Source organism: Micromonospora sp. NPDC048905 (assembly GCF_040649655.1).
Taxonomy (GTDB): Bacteria; Actinomycetota; Actinomycetes; order Mycobacteriales; family Micromonosporaceae; genus Micromonospora.
Genome location: NZ_JBEZFV010000005.1, coordinates 254,273 through 274,729 on the forward strand (window position 1 = coordinate 254,273; position 20,457 = coordinate 274,729).

The following is a 20,457-nucleotide window of genomic DNA, read 5'->3' on the forward strand; positions in this document are numbered from 1 at the left end:
CGCCGTTCAGCTCTCCCGGGCCGGCGCGTAGTGCGGCACGTACTCCTGGCCGGTGAGTTTCTGGATCTCCGCCATCACCTCGTCGGTGACCGTCCGGACGTCCCGCGGCGCGTGGATCCGGTCGACGACCGGGATCGGCGGGCCGAACCGCAGGGTGACCGGATGTCGACGGGGCAGCCGTGCGTCGACCGGCAGCACCTCGGCGGTGCCGAGCACGCCGACCGGAATGATCGGCACTCCGGCGTCGCGGGCCAGCCGGGTCATCCCGACGCGGCCCCGGTAGAGCCGTCCGTCCGGGGAGCGGGTGCCCTCCGGGTAGATCGCGACCAGGCCACCGGCGCGCAGCACCGGTACGGCGGCGTCGAGAGCCCGCAGGGCGGCCCGGCCTCCGGCGCGTTCGACCGGGATGGCGCCCATCCCGGCGACGATCCGCCGGTTGAGCCAGCCGCCCGGACCGCGGCCGTTGAAGTACTCGACCTTCGCCCAGAAGGTGACGTGCCGGGGCGTCGAGGTGACAAGGAACCACTCGTCGGCGACGGACAGGTGGTTGCCGGCGAGGATGGCGCCGCCGTGTCCGGGCAGATGCTCAAGCCCCTCCACGTGGGGCCGCCAGCCCATCCGGAGCGCGGCGCCGACGGTCAGCTTGGCGACGTCGTACAGCAGGGGCACGTGTCCTCCGGGGTCGAGCTTCAGGCTCGCGCCGGGCCGAGGTGGGCCTCCAGCGCGGCGTGCAGCAGGGTGTCGTCGTCGGTGACGCCGGTGGCCAGGGGCAGGCTGCCCCAGGCCCAGAGCTGGGCGATGCCGTGCAGGTTGGCCCAGAGCGCGCCGGCGAGCACCGGCGCGGGGGCGTCGGTGGGCCGGCGCACCTGCGCCACCAGGTCGGCCAGCGCGGTGAACAGCGGCAGGCTCGTCTCGCGCAGCCGCAGCCGGCCGCTGTCCAGCAGGTCGTGGCGGAACATCAGCTCGAACATGCCGCGGTGGGCAGCCGCGAAGTCCAGGTACGTCCGGGCCAGCGCGGCCAGTCGGGTACGCGGGTCCGGGTCGACATCGCGCATCGTCTGCTCGACGCGGGCGGTGAGGTCGGCGAAGCCCTCCCGGGCGATGGCGGAGAGCAGGTCGACGTGGGTGGGGAAATAGCGGCGCGGCGCGCCGTGCGAGACGCCGGCACGGCGCGCGATCTCCCGCAGTGACACCGCCGCCTGACCCTCGTGCAGCACCAGGTCCACCCCGGCGGCCACCAGCCGACCGCGCAGGCCTGCCTCGTCCGCGTCCATAGACATTGTCTACCAGTAGCGGTAGACGCTGTCTATCTCGGTCGGCGTGGTGCTGCGCTCGTTCACCTCGTCGGTGGGCCTGTTGGACTGTCGTCGGGCGTGTCATGACCTGCCGAGTGCCGCAGGTCAACGTGATGCCTGTGAGTCATCAAGATGACTCACAGGCATCACGCTCGATGGAGATACCGGGACGGGCTCAGCCTCGCGCCGTCGAGAGTCGCCGCCCGTGCCAGGCATGCCCCGACTTCATGAAAGACGAGTGGATCATGCTCGCGCCCGGGCTGGGCCGCGCCCGGGGTTCAGCGGATGCGGGCCAGGATCCGGTCGGCGGGGGCCGGACGCCCGAAATGCCAGCCCTGGCCGGCGTCGCAGCCGATCGCCCGTAGCCGCTCGGCCTGCCCGGCGGTCTCCACACCCTCGGCGGTGACCGTCAGGTCCAACGCGTGCGCGAGCGAGACCAGCGAGGCGAGGATCCGCTCGTCGGTGCGGCCGACCGAGGGCGACCGCAGGCCGGCGACGAACTCCCCGGCGACCTTCAACTCGGTCACCGGCAGATCCCGGAGGTACGCCAGGTTGCTGTAGCCGGTGCCGAAGTCGTCGATGGCGATCCGTACACCGAGGTCGGCCAGCACCCGCAGGGCGCGGACCGGCTCCTCGGCGGTGCTCATCATCGTGCTCTCGGTGATCTCCAGTTGGAGCCGCTCCGGCGGCAGGCCGGTCTGCCGCAGGAGCGCGCGAACCTCCTGCACCAACCCGGGCCGGTGTACCTGCCGTACCGCCAGGTTGACGCTGATGAAGGGTGCGGCGACGGTACCGCCCGCCCACGCCTCCGCCTCGCGGCAGGCCTCGGCCAGCACCCAGCCGCCCAACTGGATGATCAGGCCGGTCTCCTCGGCCAACCCGATGAAGCTGTCCGGACGCAGCACCCCCAGCTCCGGGTGACGCCAGCGGACCAGCGCCTCGACGCCGACCAGGCTGCCGTCGCGCAGTGAGGTCAGTGGCTGGTAGTCCAGGTAGAACTCGCCGCGCTCCAGCGCGGCGGGGATCGCCGCGGAAAGCGCGTACCGGGCCAGTTCGCGTTGGTTGCGCTCGGCGTCGTAGAGCGCCCAGCGCGCCCCGCCGGCGGACTTCGCCCAATGCAGGGTGCTGTCCGCGGCCCGCATCAGGTCGCTGGGGTTGGCCCCGGCCACCTGACGCTCGACGATGCCGATGCTCGCCGAGATCTGCAGCTCGTGCCCGTCGACGAGCGCCGGTGTCCGGACCGCGGCCAGCGCGCTCTCGGCCAACGCCACCATGTCGTCGGTGCCGCCGGTGTGTTGCACCAGGATGACGAACTCGTCCCCGCCGAGCCGGGCCACCAGATGCTCACCCATGGCCCGACACAGCCGTTCGGCCACCGTGACCAGCAGCCGGTCACCGACCTGGTGCCCCAGGGTGTCGTTGACGACCTTGAAGCGGTCCAGGTCCAGGAAGCACACCCCGACCCGCTGCGCGCCCCGGCCGGGCTCGTTGAGCGCCGCGGTGAGCCGCTCGGTGAACAGCGTCCGGTTGGGCAGACCGGTGAGCGGGTCGTGGGTGGCCTGATGCCGGAACCGGGCCTCGCTGGCGCGCAGCGCCCGCTCGGCCTGCGTCCGGGCCCGCATGGCGGCCCGGCGGATCGACTCCTGCTCGTCGAGAGTGCGGTCGCGCAGCGCGCGGGCGTAACCGGTCGCCACGGCCGCCAGCAGCCGGGCCATCCGGTCCTCGACCTCCTCGGCCACCAACCCCAGGTCGCGCACCAACCGAAGTTGGATGACCTCGACGGTACGACCAAGCCCCTCCGCGGAGGCGATGTGCGCGGCGACCAACTCGGCACCGACCCGGTACCCGGCGCGCAGGTCGAACGGCTCCGTGAGCAACGCGCCGGCCAGTTGTGCGGTGAGCCGGTCCAGCATGGTTTCCAGCTGGGCCTGGGTCATCGGCAGGTAGCTGGTGCCGGAGACCGCCTTCGCCCAGGCGCGGGCGAAGGTGCCCGGACGGGTGGCCGCCTCGGGCGTCTCAGTCACCGAGTCGCCCGACGCCGCCCATGAAGACCGCGCGCTCGGCGTCCTCCGCGCTCTCCGGGGTGTCCGGTCGCCACTGGGGCACCCACACCACGCCGGGGTCGAGCAGCTCGAACCCGTCGAAGAGTGCGGTCAGCTCAGCTCGATTACGGATCCACAGCGGATTGTCGGTGCGTCGGTAGACCCGTTCCGCCTCGGCGCGCTCGTCGTCGCTGCGACCGTCGTCGCTGGCCTGCGACAGCACCAGATAGCTGCCGGGGGCCAAGGCGTCACGCAGCGTCCGCAGCAGCTCCGCCGGTCGGTCGTCGTCGGAGACGAAGTGCAGGACGGCCACGACCATCACGGCCACCGGTTGGCTCAGGTCGAGCAGCTTGCGGACCTCCGGGTGGGCCAGGATCGCCTCCGGGTGCCGCAGGTCCTCCTGCACCACCACCGTCCGGTCGTTGCCGGCGAGGATCTCGCGGCTGTGCGCCACCGCCACCGGGTCGACGTCCACATAGACCACCCGGGACCGCGGGTCGAGCCGCTGGGCGATCTCGTGCACGTTGCCGACGGTCGGGATGCCCGAGCCGATGTCCAGGAACTGCCGGATTCCGGCCTCGGCGAGATGGTGCACGGCCCGGCGCAGGAACGCCCGGTTGGCCTGGGCCATCAGCGGCGCCTCCGGCACCGCCGCGACCATCGCCTGCGCCGCGGCGCGGTCCGCGGCGAAGTTGTGCGAGCCACCGAGGTAGTAGTCGTACATCCGCGCGACACTCGGGCGCTCGATGTCGATGGTGTCGGGTGCCCAGTCCGGCCGCTGCATGCGATTCACCCCTCGAGTCCGCGACGCGGGCGTCGTCGCCCGCGCGGGTATTGTGCACCCGCCACGCACGCCAGACCATAGCGTGCGGGAGGTTACCCGCCGACGTCGGTCGATACGCGACGGCCCGCGCTGGCCGAAGCCGGCGCGGACCGTCGGTCGTGCGGTCCCGCTGAAGGAGCGGGGGCGGGTCAGAACTTCGGCGCGTCCGGTGCTTCGAGCAGGCCGAGCCGCAGCGCGGTCATCAGCGCCTGGGCCCGGTTGGCCGCGCCGAGCTTCTCGTAGAGCTTCGAGATGTGCGTCTTGGCCGTGGACTCGCTGACGAACAGCTGCTTGGCGATGCCGGCCACGCTCATCCCGTCGGCGAGCAGCCGCAGCACCTGCCCCTCCCGGGGAGACAACTGCGGGCCGGACGGCGCGAGCCGGCGCTTCATCGCCTCGGCCAGGTCGGCGGCGGTGAACGCGCTGGGGGAGGAGGCGGCGTGCCGCGCGGCGGCCACCACCTCGTCGGCCGGGGCGGTCTTCGGCACGAAGGCACTCGCACCGGCCTCCAGAGCACCGAAGAGCTGGTCGTCGCCGGCGTACATGGTCAGCACCACGATGCCCATCGACGCGCTGGACTTGCGCAGCGCGCGGGTGGCCTCCAGGCCGCTGCCGTCGGGCAGCCGCAGATCCATGATCACCACGTCCGGCTGCAGGGCACCGGCCTGGCGTACGCCCTCCGCCGCCGTGGCGGCCTCACCGACGACCTCGAACTGCCGGTCGCGCTCGAAGGCGTGGCGCAGGCCCTTGCGAATCAGGTCATGATCGTCAACAAGGAGGACCTTGGTGCGGGTGGCCGGTGTCGGACTTGTGGTCATCCTCGGGTTACTCCCCTTCTGGTGCTGCGCTGTCGCGCACGTTATCTCGGCGGGACGAGGTGCCAACAACCACGGCCACGGTAGTGCCGCTGGGTTGCCGCGGCCTGATCTCCAACCGGCCCCGGATACGTTCCGCCCTCTCGGCCATGATCGCAAGACCGTACCGTCCGTCGGGGCGCTGGTCAGCCATCCCCTGACCGTCATCCGACACTTCTATTTGGGCGTACGGGGGGTCGACCTCGCACGTGACCCACAAATTCGAGGCGCCGGCGTGCTTGCGCGCGTTGGTCACCGCCTCCTGGGCGATGCGCAGCAACTCGGCCTCGGTGGCGGCCGGCAGCCGGGCGGTGGACTCGTCCAGCGAGAGGTGCACCCGCAGTCCGCCGGACGCGCCCACGGTGCGCGCGTACTCGGCGATGGCGGCGGCCAGCCCGCCCTGCCGGTCCACCTCACTGCGCAGCTCGAAGAGGCTCAGCCGCAGCTCCTGGATCACCCGGGTCACCTCGGTGCGCAGCGTACGCAGGGCCTCGGCGGTCTCGTCGGCGTCGTCGAAGACGGTGGCCATGGCGTTGTCGATGCCGTAGCCGACCATCACCAACTCCTGCGCCACCCCGTCGTGGATCTCCCGGGCCAGCCGCTGCCGTTCCTCGTTGGTGGCCAGCGAGCGCACCTCGTCGAAGAGCAGCGCCGCCTCCAGCCGCAGCGCGGCCGGGCGGGTCAGCGCGGTCACCCGGGACACCACCGGAGGTGGGTACGCGTGCGCGGCGTCCGCCTCCAGCACCACCAGCCCGACCGTGCGGACCCCGGCGACCAGCGGAACGATCAGCGCGGACACGTCGCCGCCACGGTGTGAGCGGGACTGCGAGCGCGCGGCCGTCGTGGCCTGCTGGCTGGCCCAGGCGTCGGCGATGGCCGAGTCGGCGTCCAGCGTCGTCTCCCAGTCCACCCGGTCGACGCCGGCCTGGGCGAGCACCACGAGCCGGCCGCCGCCACTGGCCGAGAGCACCGCGCCCCGGTCGGCCTGGGCCACCGTGCGCAACTCCTCCAGCAGGTGCTCGGAGATGCCGCCCGGGTCCAGGGTGGCGCCGGGCAACTGCCGGGCCACCGTCCGCAGCTGGGTCAGCAGCCTGGTCGCCTCGGCGTACGGCTGGGGTTTGCCCTCGTTACGGACGGCCATCACCCGGTGCAGGGTGCCGGCGGCGTAGAGCCCCAGCGCCGCCAGGATGAGCCACTGCGCGCAGACCGCGAGGTAGCCCGGCTGGCCGAGCTGGAGCTCTCCGCCGACAGTGGTGAGCGCACCGCTGACCAGCAGGGTGGCTGCGGTGACCGCGAGCAGGGCGGTGCCCTCGGAGAAGTGGCGGCGCAGCGCGGTGACGGTCACCGGGACCGCCAGGTAGGGCAGCACCGCCGAGGCGCCGAGCCCGGCGACCGTGCCGATCGACGCCACCGCGGCCACCTGGCTCGCGGCCAGGCCCAGCACCACCACCTCGGCCACCCGGCTCAGCGGCGCGATCAGCCGGTGCTGCGGGGCCAGCAGGGACGGGAGCCCGGCCACCGCCAGGAGCGCGATCCACCACAGCTGGCTGAGGTCGCGGGTGGCGAAGATGGTCAGGACGGCGATCAGCGCCAGCATCACCAGGCGGGCGGCCGCGGCGAGGGGATGCGGGTGCGGTGCGGTGGCTGTGGATGCGGGCACGTGACGGATGGTAGTCAGCCTCGGTAGATCTCGGCGATGTCCGCCGCGTACGTCGTGTGGACGACCTGGCGCTTGACCTTGAGCGACGGGGTCAGCTCGCCGGTCGCCTCGGTGAAGTCGCGGGGCAGGACCCGGAACATCTTGATCGCCTCGGCCTTGGACACGGCCTGGTTGGCGGTGTCGATGGCGGTCTGGATCTCCCGGAGCAGGGCCTCGTGCTCGCGGAGCTGCTCGACGGGGGTGTCGGCGGGCATCCCGACGCCTTCCAGCCAGGCCGGGAGCGCCTCCTCGTCGACGGTGACAAGCGCCGCGATGAACGGCTTGCGGTCACCGACGACGACGCACTGGCTGATCAACGGGTGTGCCCGGACCAGGTCCTCCAGCACCGCCGGGGCGACGTTCTTGCCGCTGGCGGTGACGATCAGCTCCTTCTTGCGCCCGGTGATGCTCAGGTAGCCGTCGGCGTCGAGCTGGCCCAGGTCGCCGGTGCGGAACCAGCCGTCGGTGCTGAGCGTCTCGGCGGTCGCCGTCTCGTTGCGCCAGTAACCCTGGAAGACCAGCGCACCGGAGATCAGGATCTCGCCGTCGTCCTCGATCCGTACGGTCACGCCGGGCAGTGGGCGGCCGACGGTGCCGATCCGGGCGCCGGTCGGCAGGTTCGCCGCGGCGGCGGGCGAGGTCTCGGTCAGGCCGTAGCCCTCCAGGACCGTCACGCCGATGCCGCGGAAGAAGTGACCGAGCCGGGCGCCGAGCGGCGCGCCGCCGGAGATGGCGTCGCGGCAGCGCCCACCGAGCGCGGCGCGCAGCTTGCCGTAGACCAGCCGGTCGAAGACCACGTGCTGGGCGCGCAACGCCAGACCCGGTCCGCCCGGGGTCTCCAGCGCCTCGCTGTACGAGATGGCGACCTGCTCGGCGCGGGCGAAGATGCCGCCCTTGCCGTCGGCCTCGGCCTTCTGCTTGGCCGCGTTGTAGACCTTCTCGAACACCCGGGGTACGGAGAGCACGAAGGTCGGCCGGAACGCCTGCAACTCGGCGACCAGGTTCTTGGTGTCGGCGCAGTGGGCCATGGTGGCCCGCGCCTGCACGACGCCGATCTGGATCAGCCGGGCGAAGGCGTGCGCCAGCGGGAGGAAGAGCAGGGTGGACGCGCCGGCGTGGAACAGGTTCGGCAGCACCGGCACGGCGTTGGCGATGTCGGCGTACATGTTGCGGTGGGTGAGCACGCAGCCCTTGGGGCGGCCGGTGGTGCCGCTGGTGTAGATGATCGTGGCCAGGTCGTCGGCGCCGACCGCCTTGCGTCGCCGTTCGACCTCGGCCAGCTCGACCGTGGCGCCGGTGCTGACCAGTTGGTCGACCCCGCCGAGGTCGATCTGCCAGACGTGGTCCAACTCGGGCAGCCGGTGTCGGACGCCGGCGATCAGGGCGGCGTGCGCGTCGGTCTCCACCACGACGGCGACCGCGTTGGAATCCTCGATGATCCACGCGGCCTGTTCGGCGCTGGACGTCTCGTAGATCGGCACGGTGACCGCTCCGACGGTCCAGATGGCGTAGTCCAGCAGCGTCCACTCGTACCGGGTGCGGCTCATCAGCCCGACGCGGACGCCTGGTTCGATGCCGGCGGCGATCAAGCCACGGGCCACCGCGGCCACCTCGTCGCGGAACTGCCGGCAGGTCACCTCGGCCCAGACGGTGACGGCGCCCTCGGCGCCGGGGGTGGGGCGGGCGAACTGGACGGCGTCGGGCGCGACCTCGGCGTTGTCCCAGACCGGATCGGTGAGGTTGGCCGCGTCGCCAACGGTGACGATCGGCGGGACGGAGAACTCGCGCACCTGCACTCCTTCGTGCTCGCACTGGCCGGGCCGGCACCGCCGACGGGCGGTGGCTGTGTCGAAACCTACCCGGTGAGCACGGGCACACCGCTAACGCCCGGCGCTGTCCTGGCGCCCTGCGGGCCGCTGGCGGCGCGGCGGGGGCGGCGCGGCGTGCGCCCGCGGCCCGCCGGGTAGCCTCCCCCCATGGCGGACTCCTCCACCCAGTCGATCATCATCGGCGCCGCACCGGATCGGGTGACGGCGGTCATCTGCGACTTCGCGGCATACCCGGAGTGGACCGACGCGGTCCGCCGCGCCGAGGTCGTCGAGGCGTACGAGGACGGCTACGCCAGCCAGGTGCGCTTCACCATCGACGCCGGGGTGATGGCCGACGAGTACGTGCTCGCCTACGAGTACGCCGAGGACCTCTCCCGGATCGAGTGGCACCTGGTCGCTCCCTCGAAGATGCAGAAGTCCCAGCGCGGTTCGTACGACCTGGTGGGTAACCCGGACGGCAGCACGACGGTGACCTACACGCTGGAGGTCGACCTGTCGGTGGGGATGCTCGGGATGTTTCGGCGCAAGGCCGAGAAGGTGATCATGGATACCGCGTTGAAGCAGCTCAAGCGCCGGGTAGAAGCACCCGGTGCGGCGCACTGACGGGGTCGTTGGCACGGTGGAGGAGCCGAGGGTGGGCGGAACAGATCCGGGTTCGGCCCGGGAAGAGGCGGAGCGGTTGGTAGCCACCCTGCTCGCGGGGGCGCGACTGGCCTCCGCCGGCTCGGCGGGCGGCGCGTTCGGCTCGCTGGGCGGGATGTTGTCCGGTGTCCTCGGTCACAGTAACGACGCGGGGGGACGTCCCGGTACCGGCGGTGCTTTCGCCACCGGATCGGCCGAATGCTGCGTCTGCCCGGTCTGTCGGGGCATCGCCGCGTTACGAGACCCGAGTCCGGAATTCGCCGAACGGCTCGCGACCGGCGCCGGAGACCTGGCAGCGGGCGTCGCCAGCCTGCTCCGCGCGTTCTCCCCGGCGCAGCCGTCCCCGACGAGTCCCTCCGGTGGGACCTCCGAACCCTCCTTCGCGCCACCACCGGCACCCGCCGCGAGCACCGACGATGTGCTCCCCGAGCCAGCCCTCGGCGACCCGTCCAGCGCGACCGGCGACGAACACGTGTGGCGCGATGCCACCCGCAGCGGGCATGATTCTCAGCCGGCGCCGGAGCGGGATGTCTGGTCGGTCGCCACCCGGACGGCGGACCCACTCGCCCCGGCCGCCGTACCACCCGTCGACGACGCCGGGCCGGCGACCGTACCGGCACCGACCACTCATCCCGCGGTGCCCGCTTCGCGGGTGCCGGACGACACCGGTGCGCAGGCACCGGGCGACGGCGCCTGAGCGCGGGACATCCCGACCCGGACCGGCATGCCGCCGGGACCGGGCCGGACAGTAGAGGGGAGCGGCAGCGGTGACGCTGACCATCGGAGTCGACGTCGGTGGCACGAAGGTGGCTGGCGGTGTCGTGGACGACACCGGCACGGTGCTCGTGCAGACCCGACGGGACACCCCCGCCGATGACGTCGGCAAGACCCGCGACGTCATCATCGAGCTGGTCGGCGAGCTGGCGGCCGGGCGGACGATCGAGGCCGTCGGTATCGGCGCGGCCGGTTGGATCGACGCCAGCCGCTCGACTGTGCTCTTCGCTCCGAACCTGGCCTGGCGGGACGAACCGCTGCGGGAGTACGTCAGCGAGGCCGTCGGCCTACCCGTGATCGTGGAGAACGACGGAAACGTCGCCGCCTGGGCCGAGTTCCGCTACGGCGCGGCCCGCGACGCCGACGATTCCATGATCATGTTCACCATCGGCACCGGTGTGGGCGGCGGCATCGTCCTCGGCGGTGACCTCATGCGCGGCGCGCACGGCATCGCCGCGGAGCTGGGCCACATGCTGGCCGTGCCGGACGGGCACCAGTGCGGCTGCGGCCGGCTCGGCTGCATCGAGCAGTACGCCAGTGGCAGCGCCCTGGTGCGATTCGCCCGGGCCGGCGCCCGGCAGGAGCCCACCCGGGCCACCGCGCTGCTCGACCTGGCCGGCGGTGAGGTCGAGGCGATCACCGGCCCGATGGTGACCGCCGCCGCGCAGGGCGGTGACCCCGTCTCCGCCGAGGCGTTCGCGCAGATCGGTCGATGGCTGGGCACCAGCCTCGCCGACATGGCGCAGATCCTCGACCCGCAGACCCTGGTGGTCGGCGGCGGTGTGATCGACGCAGGTGACCTGCTGCTCGGCCCCACCCGCCGCTCGTACCTCGACGCGCTCGCCCAGCGCGGTCGCCTGCCGGTGGCCGAGGTGCTCCCGGCGGAGCTGGGCAACAGCGCCGGGGTGATCGGCGCCGCCGACCTGGCCCGCCGGATCTGAGGCGGTCCGGGATGGGTGTGCCGCTGCGCGTGGTGTCGTACAACATCCACAGCCAGCGCGACGACACCGCCGCGCTGGCGGCGGTCGTCCGGGCGGCGCGCCCGGACGTGGTGATCGTGCAGGAGGGGCCGCGCCGGTTCCGGTGGCGGCAGAAGTCCGCCACGCTGGCCGAGTCGTTCGGCCTGGTGGTGGTCGCCGGTGGGCTGCCCGCGCTGGGCAACCTGCTGCTGACCAGCCTGCGGGTACAGGTGCGGGGCACCCGGTGCCAACGCTTCCCGCTCACCCCCGGTCGGCACCTGCGCGGCGCCGTGTACGCCGACTGCCGGGTTGCCGACGCCCAGTTCACCCTGGCCGGGTCGCACCTGTCCACCGACCCGGCCGAGCGGCCCTCCCAGGCCGCCGAGTTCAAGCGTGGCCTGGACGCGGCGACCAGCCCGGTGCTGGCCGGGGCGGACCTCAACGAGGGTCCGGACGGACCCGCCTGGGCCACCGTGTCGCGTGGGCTGACCGACGCCGCGGTGGCAGCCGACCGGGCCGAGCGGCTCACCTACTCCTGCGCCGACCCGCGCCGCCGCATCGACGCGCTCTTCGTCGACCCGCGGATCACCGTTGTCGACTACGACGTGGTGGACACCCCGCAGACGCGTCGGGCCAGTGACCACTTCCCGGTCCTGGTCGACCTGCTGCTGCCCACCACCGGCTGACCGCCCGACCCGGTCCGAGCGTCGACGCGTCCGTTCCAGGACTGGACATCCGGCTCGGTTGTGGAGAGGATTTCGCGGCGACCGGCACGCCTGCCGTACCAAAAGGAGATGTCCCGGTGTCCACCTCCACCGACCACGGCCGGCCCGACCCGGAGGCGACCTCGTCCGCGCACAGCGGCGACGGTCGCCCGGTCTCCGACCGGGGCGACACGGTCTGCGTCATCGGGGCCGGGGCCAGCGGCCTGACGGCGATCAAGAACCTGCGCGAGCACGGGTTCGGCGTGGACTGCTACGAACGGGAGACGGGCGTCGGCGGCGCCTGGAACTGGCGGCACGACCGCAGCCCGGTGTACGCCAGCACCCACCTGATCTCGTCGAAGCCGTTCACCCAGTTCCCGGACTTCCCGATGCCGGACTCCTGGCCGGACTACCCGCACCACAGTCAGCTGCTGTCGTACTTCGAGCGCTACGCCGACCACTTCGACCTGCGCTCGCACATCTGGTTCGGCACCGAGGTGGTCCGGGTCGAGCCCGCCGAGGGTGAGCGGTGGGACGTGACCACCCGCTCCACCGGCGGGTACGGCCCGGAGCGCACCTCCCGGTACGCCGCCGTGGTGATCGCCAACGGCCACAACTGGTCGCCGAAGCTGCCCCGCTACGAAGGGCTGGAGGAGTTCCGCGGCGAGATCATGCACGCCTCGTCCTACAAGGACCCGGCGCAGCTGCGCGGCAAGCGGGTGCTGGTGGTCGGCGCCGGCAACACCGGCTGCGACATCGCCGTCGAGGCCGCCCAACAGGCGTCGCGGTGCTGGCACTCCACCCGGCGCGGCTACTGGTACGCCCCGAAGTACGTGCTCGGCCGCCCCGCCGACCAGGTGAACGACAGCCTGTTGGCGCTGCGCGTGCCGCTGCGGGTGCGGCAGTGGCTCTACCACTGGACGATGCGGTTGACCGTCGGCGACCTGACCCGCTTCGGCCTGCCCAAGCCCGACCACCGGGTGTACGAGACGCACCCGATCGCGAACAGCCAGCTCGTCTACTACGTGGGCCACGGCGGGATCGGCCCGGTGCCGGACGTCGCCCGGTTCCGCCCGTACGCCGTGGAGCTGTCCGACGGCCGCGAGATCGACCCCGAGGTGGTCGTCTTCGCCACCGGTTACCTGCCGCGCTTCGAGTTCCTCGACGCGTCGGTGTTCGGTGACAGCGCCGGGGCGGGCCGACCCACGCTGTGGCTCAACGCGTTCACCCCGGGGCACCCGACGCTGGCGGTCGCCGGCCTGGTGCAGCCGGACTCCGGACTGTTCACCCTGTCGCACTGGCAGACGGTGCTCTTCGCCCGGCTGCTCCAGGCCCGCCGGGATCGGCCGGAACGGGCCACGGCGTTCGCGCAGCGGGTGCGGGACCGGGCGGGGGAGCGGTACTCCGGGCCGGTCAAGGAGAGCAGCCGGCACTGGTTCGAGGTCGGTCACGCCGACTACCTGCGCGCCATCCAACGCGCCCTGGTCGAGTTGGAGGGCAAGTGAGCCGCCCGGTAGCCGCGAATGGAAGGCAGACCAGTGACTGAACTGCGGATCATGCGGGGTCGGGAGTGGTCGCGTCCGGTCCGACCGGCCCGGCGGGAGGTGCTCAGCGCCGTCCCCGCAGCGGAGGAGGGGCGACCCCCGCTGCTCTTCGTCCCCGGGTTCGGGCACGGCGCGTGGGCGTTCGCCGAGCACTGGCTGGGTCACGCGGCGTCGCGGGGCTTCCCGGCGTACGCGGTGAGCCTGCGTGGGCACGGTGCCAGCGAGCCCGCGCCGGAGGCGACACTGCGCGCGTACGCGCACGACGTGGTCCAGGTGGCCGCGAGCCTGCCGCGGCAGGCGGTGCTGGTGGGGCACGGCGCCGGGGCCCTGGTGGTGGCGCACGCGTTGGCCCGCTATCCGGCGCGGGCCGCGGTGCTGGTGGCGCCGGTCTTCGGCGGCTGGGGAGTGCTGGGCGCGGCGCTGCGCCGTAACCCGGGGGGCACGTTGCCCGCGGTGTTCGGTGGGCCGTTGCGGCTCAACCGTGGGCAGTTGTTCAGCCGCGAGTTGCCCGACGAGGAGGCCCGGCGGTACGTCGGGCGACTCGGCCGGGCGGGCCGGCGGGCGCAGTGGGCTCTGCTGGGCGAGCCGGAGGCCGAGCCGGCGGTGGGCGCACCGCCGGTGCTGGTGCTGGGCAGCCCGGATGACCGGGTGGTGCCGGCGTCGACGTTGACCGGGGTGGCCCGTCGGTACGATTCGGCCCCGCTGCTCTTTCCCGGAATGGGCCACGACCTGATGCTGGACGCGCGGTGGGCGGAGCCGATCGACGCGATCCTGGACTGGCTGGAGAAGGAGCCCACGGCGCGCTGAGCACCCGGACGCTCGCCGCCTTGGGGCGTCGCCGGTCCGGGCGGGGTGGGTCGTGCTCGGCGACGCCCCCGACTGGTCAGCCGCTGGTCTGTCGGGTGGTCGAGGCGGCGGTGGGGGTGGCGGGTCGTGGCACCCGAGCACCGTCGGTGGAGGTGGCGGCGTCCGGGTTGGCGTCGCTGGGAGAGGTGTCGTTGCTGGTCAGGCGACTGACCAGGGCACCGTGCTCGTCCAGCGCGTGCAGGTAGGAGCGCGCCCAGGCCCGGATGTCGTGCTCCTCCAGGTGCGCACGCATGGCCCGCATCCGTTGCGTGGTGTCGGCCGGTGCGGCCCGCAACGCCGCACAGAGGCCCTGCTTGAGCCCCTCCAGGTCGTGCGGGTTGACCAGGTACGCCTGGGAGAGTTCGGCGGCGGTGCCGGCGAACTCGCTGAGCAGCAGGGCGCCCGTGTCGTCCACCCGGGCGGCCACGTACTCCTTGGCGACGAGGTTCATCCCGTCGCGCAGCGGGGTCACCGCCATCACGTCGGCGACCCGGTAGAGCGCGGCCAACTCGGCCCGGTCGAAGGGCTGGGTGAGGTAGTGGATCGCCGGCTCGCCGACGCGGCCGAACTCGCCGTTGATCCGGCCCACCTCGCGCTCGATCCGCTCACGCAGGATCTGGTACTGGCCGACGCGCTCGCGGCTCGGCATCGCGACCTGCACCAACACCGTGTCGCGGACCTTGACGTCGCCGCTGGCGAGCAGCTCGCTGTACGCCTTGAGGCGCTGCTCGATGCCCTTGGTGTAGTCCATCCGGTCGACGCTGAGGATGACCTGCCGGGGGTCGCCGAGGTCCTGGCGTAGGCGGCGGGCTCGGGCGGCCACGTCCGGGCGGGCGGCGAGCGCGCCCATCTCGGCGGTGTCGATGGAGACCGGGAACGCGCCGATGCGGACGACCCGGTCGTCGATGCCGATCCGCCGGTCGGTGGCCGGCAGGTCCAGCACCCTCGTCACCAGTTGGGCGAAGTTGTGCGCCGCCTGCACCCGCTGGAAGCCGACCAGGTCGGCGCCGAGCATCCCGCGCAGCAACTCGGCCCGGCGCGGCAACTGCATGAAAAGCTCCGGCGGTGGGAACGGCACGTGCAGGAAGAAGCCGATGCGTAGGTCCGGACGGAGCGCGCGCAGCAGACCGGGAACCAGTTGCAGGTGGTAGTCCTGCACCCAGACCACGCCGCCCTGCTCGGTCACCTCGGCGGTCGCCTCGGCGAAGCGTTTGTTGACCCGCTGGTACGCCTCCCACCACCGCCGGTGGTGCTGCGGCTGCTCGACGGCGTCGTGGTAGAGCGGCCAGAGGGTGGCGTTGGCGAACCCCTCGTAGTGGTCGCGCAGGTCTTCGGGGCTGAGCGCGACGGTGTGCATCCGGACGCCGTCGACGTCCGGTAGGGCGGGGGGAGGCCCGGTGCCGCCGGCCCAACCGACCCAGGTCGCCGGGGTGTGTCGCAGCAGGGGGTGCAGCGCGCTGACCAGCCCACCCGGGCTGCGCCGCCACTCGCAGGCCCCGTCGGGCGCCTGACTGTCGTCGATGGGGAGGCGGTTGGCCACCACCACGAGAGAACTCTGTCGCATCTCGGGCATTCCGATCAGCAGAGGACTGACCGCCACGAGCAAGGAAAAACCGGTCAGTCAGCGGGGGAAGTGACGTACAGCGGTATTCCTACTGACAGTAAGTTACACCACTGTTACGCGCTCGGCGGGTCGGCGCCGTCCCGGGATGCGGGCCAGGATCAGACGACGGCGCCGTTGTCCGGGTCGTCGTCGTCCTCGTCGCCAGGGCGCAGCCGCCAGATCAGCGTGACGAAACCGGCAAGGATGCCGGTGAACCCGAACAGGGTGACCGCCGAGCGGTCCACCGGAATCAGCGACGGGAAGAGGAAGAGCACGAACCCGACGACCACGCCGAGCACACCGACCACCGCGTACTTGCTGACCCGGGGCAGCGGCGGCGGCGGGGGCGGGTGGTAACCCTCGTCGTCCTCGTCGTCGGGCAGGTCGGCCCCGAAGGTGTCCAGCCCGTCCAGCAGCGACGGCTCGTCCGGCCGGGTGCCGCGACCCACGGAGATCCCGGAGATGTCGGTGGCGTAGGGAAGCCGACGGGTGTCGGTGGCGGTCGGACCGGGCTCGTCGGTCCCCGAGCGGGCCAGCGGGCCGGCGGTCGGCTCGTCGCGCGCCTCCCGCTCGTCCACGTCCTCCGAGGCCGGCCACGGGCGGTCGCCGACGGCGGAGGAGGTGTGGAAGCCGGCCACGATCCGCGCCCACTCGGCATCGATGTCCGGTTCGTCGCGTGCGGGCGGCTGCTCCGGGCTGCTCTCGTCGGCGAGCTGGGTCAGATAGTCCCGGGCGGTGGTCAGGTGTGAGCGGTCGACGTAGAGCCGGTCGACCGGTCGGGCCGGGACGGTGGTGGTGCGGGTGACCGGGTTGAGGTCGGCCGAGGGCTGCAGGTAGGCGGCGATCCCGCCGGCGGCCAGCACGTCGAGCAGGTGCTCGCCGACGCGCGGATCGACGTCGCCGACGACGGCGTACTCGTTCGCGTCGAGCCCGTTGTCCCGCCGTCCCCGGCGGGCACCACCCGCTGACACCCGGACATCCCCCTTAAGCGCCTCGCGGCGCGACCCTCGACGCCCGTCCGCACGCCGTGCTCTGAATCGTGACACGTCCGGGCACCGTTCCGGGAGTGCGTTGTGTCGCGTCTTCCAAAGTCACGACTGCCGCCGCAGGTCGCGACCGGGGTTCTATGTCCGTTCTTGCGCGACCAGCGCCATCTCGGTGATCGTCGGCATTCGGGGACCGGATGGGCCTCCCGCTCAGCAGGCCACCGCGGGCCCGGTCGGGCTGATCGGCCGGCCCGCGAGCGCCAGTAGGCCGGGGGCGTCGTTGCGCAGCGCGAAGGTGCGTACCTCCGCGCGGGTCGCCCGCGCGCCGGTCCGGTCGCCGGCGCGGGTCAGCTCCGCCGCCGCGAGCGCGAGCGCCAACACCTGGTCGCTGACGTCCGGGATCCGCCCGTAGGTCTCGGCGGCGGCCAGGTGCAGCTCGGCGGAGCGCCGGTGGTCGCCGTCCGCGGCGGCCAGGGCCGCCGTGACGGTCCGCAACGCCGCCTCGGACCAGGGCGTGCGGTGCCCGACCCGGCCCAGCATCGTGCGGACCCGCACCGCCGCGCTCCGACCACTCAGGGCGGCGGCGTACGCGGCCGCGGCGATCCACTCCCCGCTGGCCAGCGCCGGCACCGCCGACCAGCTCGCGTCCAGCTCCTCGATCAGCTCCGCCGCCTCGGCGTCGCGCCCCTGCAATCCCCGGCACAACGCGGCCATGCTCAACATCGTCCAGAGCAGCCGGTGGAACCCGCTGCGCCGCGCGGTGTCCAACGCGTCGGTCAGGTCGGCCGGGTCGTCGTCGTCGCGCAGCACCAGCAGACAGCAGCGCAACCCGCGTACCTGCATGTCCCAGCTCCCGGTGGGCGTGTCCACGAACGCCTCCGCCGCTGCCAGGAGCCGGCCGAAGTCGCCGTCGAACCAGGCGCGCATCGCCTCCGCCGAGTAACTGGTGGTCAGGGTCTGACCGCTGGCGGTCCGCGCCGGCGCGGCCGAGAGCAGGGCATTGGACCGCAGCCAGTCGCCCTCCTCCCGGATCGCCCAGGCGAGGTTCTGGGTGGCCCGGGGCAGCGCCAGCAGTTGACCGGCCCGGGCGAACTCGACGATCGCGTGCAGCTCGTCCAGGCCGACCCGGTCCCCGGACTGGTAACGGGCGGTGGCCGCGGTGATCCGGGCGTTGGTGCGGGTCTCGGTCAGGCCCAACTGCTCGGCGATCTCCGCCGCCGTGTCCGCCGCTGACACGGCCGGGTCCCGCTCGTAGTTGAGCATGTGCAGCCGGCCCATCTCGGCGTACGCGTCCGCCTTCTGCGGGGTGTCCGGTAGGGGTTCGAACAGCTGCACCGCGCGGTCCAGGCAGGCCAACGCGTCGCCGCGGTCGGCCCGCAGCCAGGCGGCCTGACCGAGCAGCGTCCACGCCCGCGCGGCGCAGGCGTTGTCGCCGTGCGACAGCAGTTGGTCGGCGAGCGTGTGCACCTGCTCGGGCCCGCCGCCGGAGAGGAACGCGTTGCCGTCGCGGTAGAACGAGATCTCCGTGCTCAGCAGCTCCAACTGGAGCCGGCCCACGGGGTCGCTGTCGTCGGCCAGGCCGAGTGCCCGGCCCGCGTGGCTGGCCGCCGCGTCCAACCCGTGCAGCGCGTACGCCCGCCGGGCGGCCCGGTGCAGTGCCTGCCGCGCCGGCCCGGCGTAGCGCCGCACCTGCATGCCCAGCGAGCGGGCGATCTCGTGCGCCGCCCAACGGTGGTGGGCGAGCACCTCGGCCAGGTCGGTGTCGCGGGAGTGCGACAGCGCGTCGAGCCAGTCGGCGGCGCGCTCGTGCCGGGCCACCCGCTCGGTGCGCGGCAACCGCTGGTAGCAGACGTCGCGGACCAGCACGTGGCGGAACCGGAACTCCGCCTGCCCGGCCATCGTCGACGCGGCCTGCTCGTGCACGAAGTCGCGTTGTTCGAGTCGGCGCAGCGACCGCTCGACCGACTCGACCTGTTGCCCGAGCGCGGTGGCGACCGCGCCGGGCCAGAACTGCACCCCGACCACCGACGCGGCCAGCAGCACCGCGCGGTCCTTGGCGTCCAGCAGGTCCACCCGGTTGGCGATCACCGCGTGCACGCTCTCCGGCATGGCCAGCTCAAGCTGCTTGTCCAGCGACCACCCCCGCCCCGACTGGCGCAGCGCCCCCTGCTCGATCAGCATCCGGACGTACTCGTGCGCGTAGAGCGGGTTGCCGCCGGCCACCTCGATCAGCGGGGACAGCATGTCGGCGGAGAACGCCGCCTGGCCGAACAGGTGCGCGTACAGGGCGGCGATGCCGGTGTCGCGCAGTGGCGGCAGGGTGATCGTCACCGAGCCGGTGATCGTCCCGGCCCAGCTCGGGTCCCGATCGACAAGCTCCGGGCGGGCGGTGCAGAGCAGCAGCAGCGGCACGTCGCGGGCCGCCGCCCCGAGCAGCTCCACGAAACGCAGCATCGCGTCGTCGGCCCAGTGCAGGTCCTCGAAGACCAGCACGGTGGGCCGCTGGGCTGCCAGCGCCAGCAGGAAGCGACGCCACGCCGACTCCGCCTCCTCGGCCGGCAACGGCGTGCCGGGCAGACCGACCAGCGGGCGCAGCGCGTCCACCACCCGGTCCCGTTCGCCCGGGCCGATCAACTCGCCCACGGCGGCGGCGAGCCGTTGTGCGGCGCTCGTCGCCGGGTCGGTGTCGAGGATGCCGGCCTCGGACTTCACGATGTCGGCGAGCGCGGCGAAGGTGACGTTCTCCCCGAACGGCGGGCAGCGCCCGGTACGCCAGGTCAGCGGCTCGTCGACCAGCCGGCCGGTGTGCCGGTAGAGCTCCCGCAACAGCCGGCTCTTGCCGATGCCGGCCCGGCCGAAGATGGTGACCACCTGCGGTCGCCGGTCACGCAGCGACCGGTGCAGGGCGTTGACGAGCATCCCCAGCTCGTGTTCCCGATCGACCAGCGGTGTGGTGTCCGGCTCCCGGTCGGTGGGTTGGCGACGCAGCGGGGACAGGGCGAGCCACACCTCGGTCGGCGACGACCGGCCGCGCAGGGTGACCGGGGGCTGCTCCTCGTAGCGGATCGCGTCCTTGGTGAGCGCGTGGGTGCTGCCGCAGACCAACACCCCGCCGGGTGGCGCGACCGACTGCATCCGGGAGGCCGTGTTCACCACGTCGCCGGCCACGATGGCCTGTCCGCCGTCGCGCGCGGCGGCCACGTCGACGAGCGCCTCGCCGGTGGCCACCCCGACCCGGAACCGCAACTCGGCGCTGCCGGTCGGCGCGAACCGGGTGAGCACCCGTTGCAGTTCCAGACCGGCCCGTACGCAGCGCAGCGCGTCGGTCTCGGTGGCGATCGGGGCACCGAAGAGCGCCATCACCGCGTCCCCGATGTATTTCTCCACCACCCCGCCGTACTGGCCGACCACGCGGCGGGCGGCGGAGAAGAACCCGGTCTGCATGCCACGGACCTGCTCCGGGTCGGTGCGCTCGACGTACGGCGTGAAGTCGATCAGGTCCACGAAGAGCACGCTCACCCGGCGGCGGTCCTCCTGCGGGGTGACCGCGGCCGGTCGGTCCGCGCCCGGTCGGGGCGACCCGCAGGACGTGCAGAAGGTGACGTCCGCGGCGAGTGGGCGCAGGCAGTGCGGACACACGGCGCCCAACTCGGCGCCGCAGCCACCGCAGAAGCGGTCCCCGTCGGCGGCCGTGCGTCCACAGCGTCCACACTGCGCGGCGATGACATCCCCCCAGGAGACGAGCGGGTCGACGCCGATGGCGTCCCCTGACCGGAATTATCGCCCCCTGCGGCCGATGTCAGGTACCGGCCTGTTGGCTTGTGGACAGTCACCGACGGTGCCGACCGACTAGATTC

Annotated in this window: 16 protein-coding genes; 6 read left to right on the forward strand and 10 right to left on the reverse strand. The window is 72.9% G+C overall.

What is annotated here, in order from left to right; genetic code table 11:
* Positions 1–6 precede the first annotated feature (6 nt).
* The 7 genes from AB0C01_RS15715 to AB0C01_RS15745 all read right to left on the reverse strand — a co-directional run bounded on the left by AB0C01_RS15715 (position 7) and on the right by AB0C01_RS15745 (position 8,503).
* Positions 7–669: a lysophospholipid acyltransferase family protein gene (locus AB0C01_RS15715; protein ID WP_357571460.1), complete on the reverse strand. Its 663-nt coding sequence runs from the start codon at positions 667–669 to the stop codon at positions 7–9.
* A gap of 20 nt (positions 670–689) precedes the next feature.
* Positions 690–1,274: a TetR/AcrR family transcriptional regulator gene (locus AB0C01_RS15720; protein WP_357245145.1), complete on the reverse strand. Its 585-nt coding sequence runs from the start codon at positions 1,272–1,274 to the stop codon at positions 690–692.
* 299 nt (positions 1,275–1,573) lie between these two features.
* A complete protein-coding gene (locus AB0C01_RS15725) occupies positions 1,574–3,232 on the reverse strand; it encodes a bifunctional diguanylate cyclase/phosphodiesterase (protein WP_357245213.1) in 1,659 nt (552 codons plus the stop codon).
* 79 nt (positions 3,233–3,311) lie between these two features.
* Complete coding sequence (locus AB0C01_RS15730; RefSeq protein ID WP_357245147.1) at positions 3,312–4,121, reverse strand: SAM-dependent methyltransferase; 810 nt, start codon at positions 4,119–4,121, stop codon at positions 3,312–3,314.
* 188 nt (positions 4,122–4,309) lie between these two features.
* Positions 4,310–4,978, reverse strand: coding sequence for a response regulator transcription factor (locus AB0C01_RS15735; protein ID WP_007072219.1), 669 nt, complete (start codon positions 4,976–4,978; stop codon positions 4,310–4,312).
* A 7-nt stretch (positions 4,979–4,985) separates the two neighbouring features.
* Positions 4,986–6,674 carry a GAF domain-containing sensor histidine kinase gene (locus AB0C01_RS15740; RefSeq protein ID WP_357245149.1) on the reverse strand — a complete coding sequence of 563 codons (1,689 nt, stop codon included), beginning with the start codon at positions 6,672–6,674 and terminating at the stop codon, positions 4,986–4,988.
* A gap of 14 nt (positions 6,675–6,688) precedes the next feature.
* Positions 6,689–8,503, reverse strand: a complete 1,815-nt coding sequence (locus tag AB0C01_RS15745; RefSeq protein WP_357571461.1) for a long-chain fatty acid--CoA ligase — start codon at positions 8,501–8,503, stop codon at positions 6,689–6,691.
* A 186-nt stretch (positions 8,504–8,689) separates the two neighbouring features.
* Between AB0C01_RS15745 and AB0C01_RS15750 the strand changes: the two genes are divergently transcribed.
* From AB0C01_RS15750 to AB0C01_RS15775, 6 genes are all read left to right on the forward strand, one after another.
* Complete coding sequence (locus AB0C01_RS15750; protein ID WP_357571462.1) at positions 8,690–9,145, forward strand: SRPBCC family protein; 456 nt, start codon at positions 8,690–8,692, stop codon at positions 9,143–9,145.
* 31 nt (positions 9,146–9,176) lie between these two features.
* The gene (locus AB0C01_RS15755; RefSeq protein ID WP_357571463.1) at positions 9,177–9,881 is read left to right on the forward strand and encodes a hypothetical protein; all 705 of its coding nucleotides are present in this window, start codon (positions 9,177–9,179) and stop codon (positions 9,879–9,881) included.
* 70 nt (positions 9,882–9,951) lie between these two features.
* A complete protein-coding gene (locus AB0C01_RS15760) occupies positions 9,952–10,899 on the forward strand; it encodes an ROK family glucokinase (RefSeq protein ID WP_357245157.1) in 948 nt (315 codons plus the stop codon).
* Positions 10,896–11,603 (forward strand): endonuclease/exonuclease/phosphatase family protein, encoded by a 708-nt coding sequence (locus tag AB0C01_RS15765; RefSeq protein ID WP_357571557.1) that lies wholly within the window; start codon positions 10,896–10,898, stop codon positions 11,601–11,603. The genes AB0C01_RS15760 and AB0C01_RS15765 overlap by 4 nt, the downstream gene beginning before the upstream one ends.
* 116 nt (positions 11,604–11,719) lie before the next feature.
* The gene (locus tag AB0C01_RS15770; protein ID WP_357571464.1) at positions 11,720–13,126 is read left to right on the forward strand and encodes an NAD(P)-binding domain-containing protein; all 1,407 of its coding nucleotides are present in this window, start codon (positions 11,720–11,722) and stop codon (positions 13,124–13,126) included.
* 18 nt (positions 13,127–13,144) lie between these two features.
* The gene (locus AB0C01_RS15775; protein ID WP_357245161.1) at positions 13,145–13,972 is read left to right on the forward strand and encodes an alpha/beta fold hydrolase; all 828 of its coding nucleotides are present in this window, start codon (positions 13,145–13,147) and stop codon (positions 13,970–13,972) included.
* 76 nt (positions 13,973–14,048) lie between these two features.
* Here the strand turns inward: AB0C01_RS15775 and AB0C01_RS15780 are convergent, their stop codons facing one another.
* The 3 genes from AB0C01_RS15780 to AB0C01_RS15790 form a co-directional block, all read right to left on the reverse strand.
* Complete coding sequence (locus AB0C01_RS15780; RefSeq protein ID WP_357245163.1) at positions 14,049–15,575, reverse strand: trehalose-6-phosphate synthase; 1,527 nt, start codon at positions 15,573–15,575, stop codon at positions 14,049–14,051.
* A 158-nt stretch (positions 15,576–15,733) separates the two neighbouring features.
* Positions 15,734–16,585, reverse strand: a complete 852-nt coding sequence (locus AB0C01_RS15785; RefSeq protein ID WP_357245165.1) for a DUF308 domain-containing protein — start codon at positions 16,583–16,585, stop codon at positions 15,734–15,736.
* A gap of 225 nt (positions 16,586–16,810) precedes the next feature.
* Positions 16,811–20,359, reverse strand: a complete 3,549-nt coding sequence (locus AB0C01_RS15790) for an adenylate/guanylate cyclase domain-containing protein (RefSeq protein WP_357245216.1) — start codon at positions 20,357–20,359, stop codon at positions 16,811–16,813.
* Between the last annotated feature and the right edge of the window lie 98 nt (positions 20,360–20,457).

Bases quoted from the DNA above. Each gene is read 5' to 3' on its own strand.
- AB0C01_RS15730 (WP_357245147.1), bottom strand. From the start codon at position 4,121: ATGCAGCGGCCGGACTGGGCACCCGACACCATCGACATCGAGCGCCCG.
- AB0C01_RS15780 (WP_357245163.1), bottom strand. From the start codon at position 15,575: ATGCGACAGAGTTCTCTCGTGGTGGTGGCCAACCGCCTCCCCATCGAC.
- AB0C01_RS15750 (WP_357571462.1), top strand. From the start codon at position 8,690: ATGGCGGACTCCTCCACCCAGTCGATCATCATCGGCGCCGCACCGGAT.
- AB0C01_RS15775 (WP_357245161.1), top strand. From the start codon at position 13,145: ATGGAAGGCAGACCAGTGACTGAACTGCGGATCATGCGGGGTCGGGAG.
- AB0C01_RS15725 (WP_357245213.1), bottom strand. From the start codon at position 3,232: ATGACCCAGGCCCAGCTGGAAACCATGCTGGACCGGCTCACCGCACAA.
- AB0C01_RS15735 (WP_007072219.1), bottom strand. From the start codon at position 4,978: ATGACCACAAGTCCGACACCGGCCACCCGCACCAAGGTCCTCCTTGTT.
- AB0C01_RS15720 (WP_357245145.1), bottom strand. From the start codon at position 1,274: ATGGACGCGGACGAGGCAGGCCTGCGCGGTCGGCTGGTGGCCGCCGGG.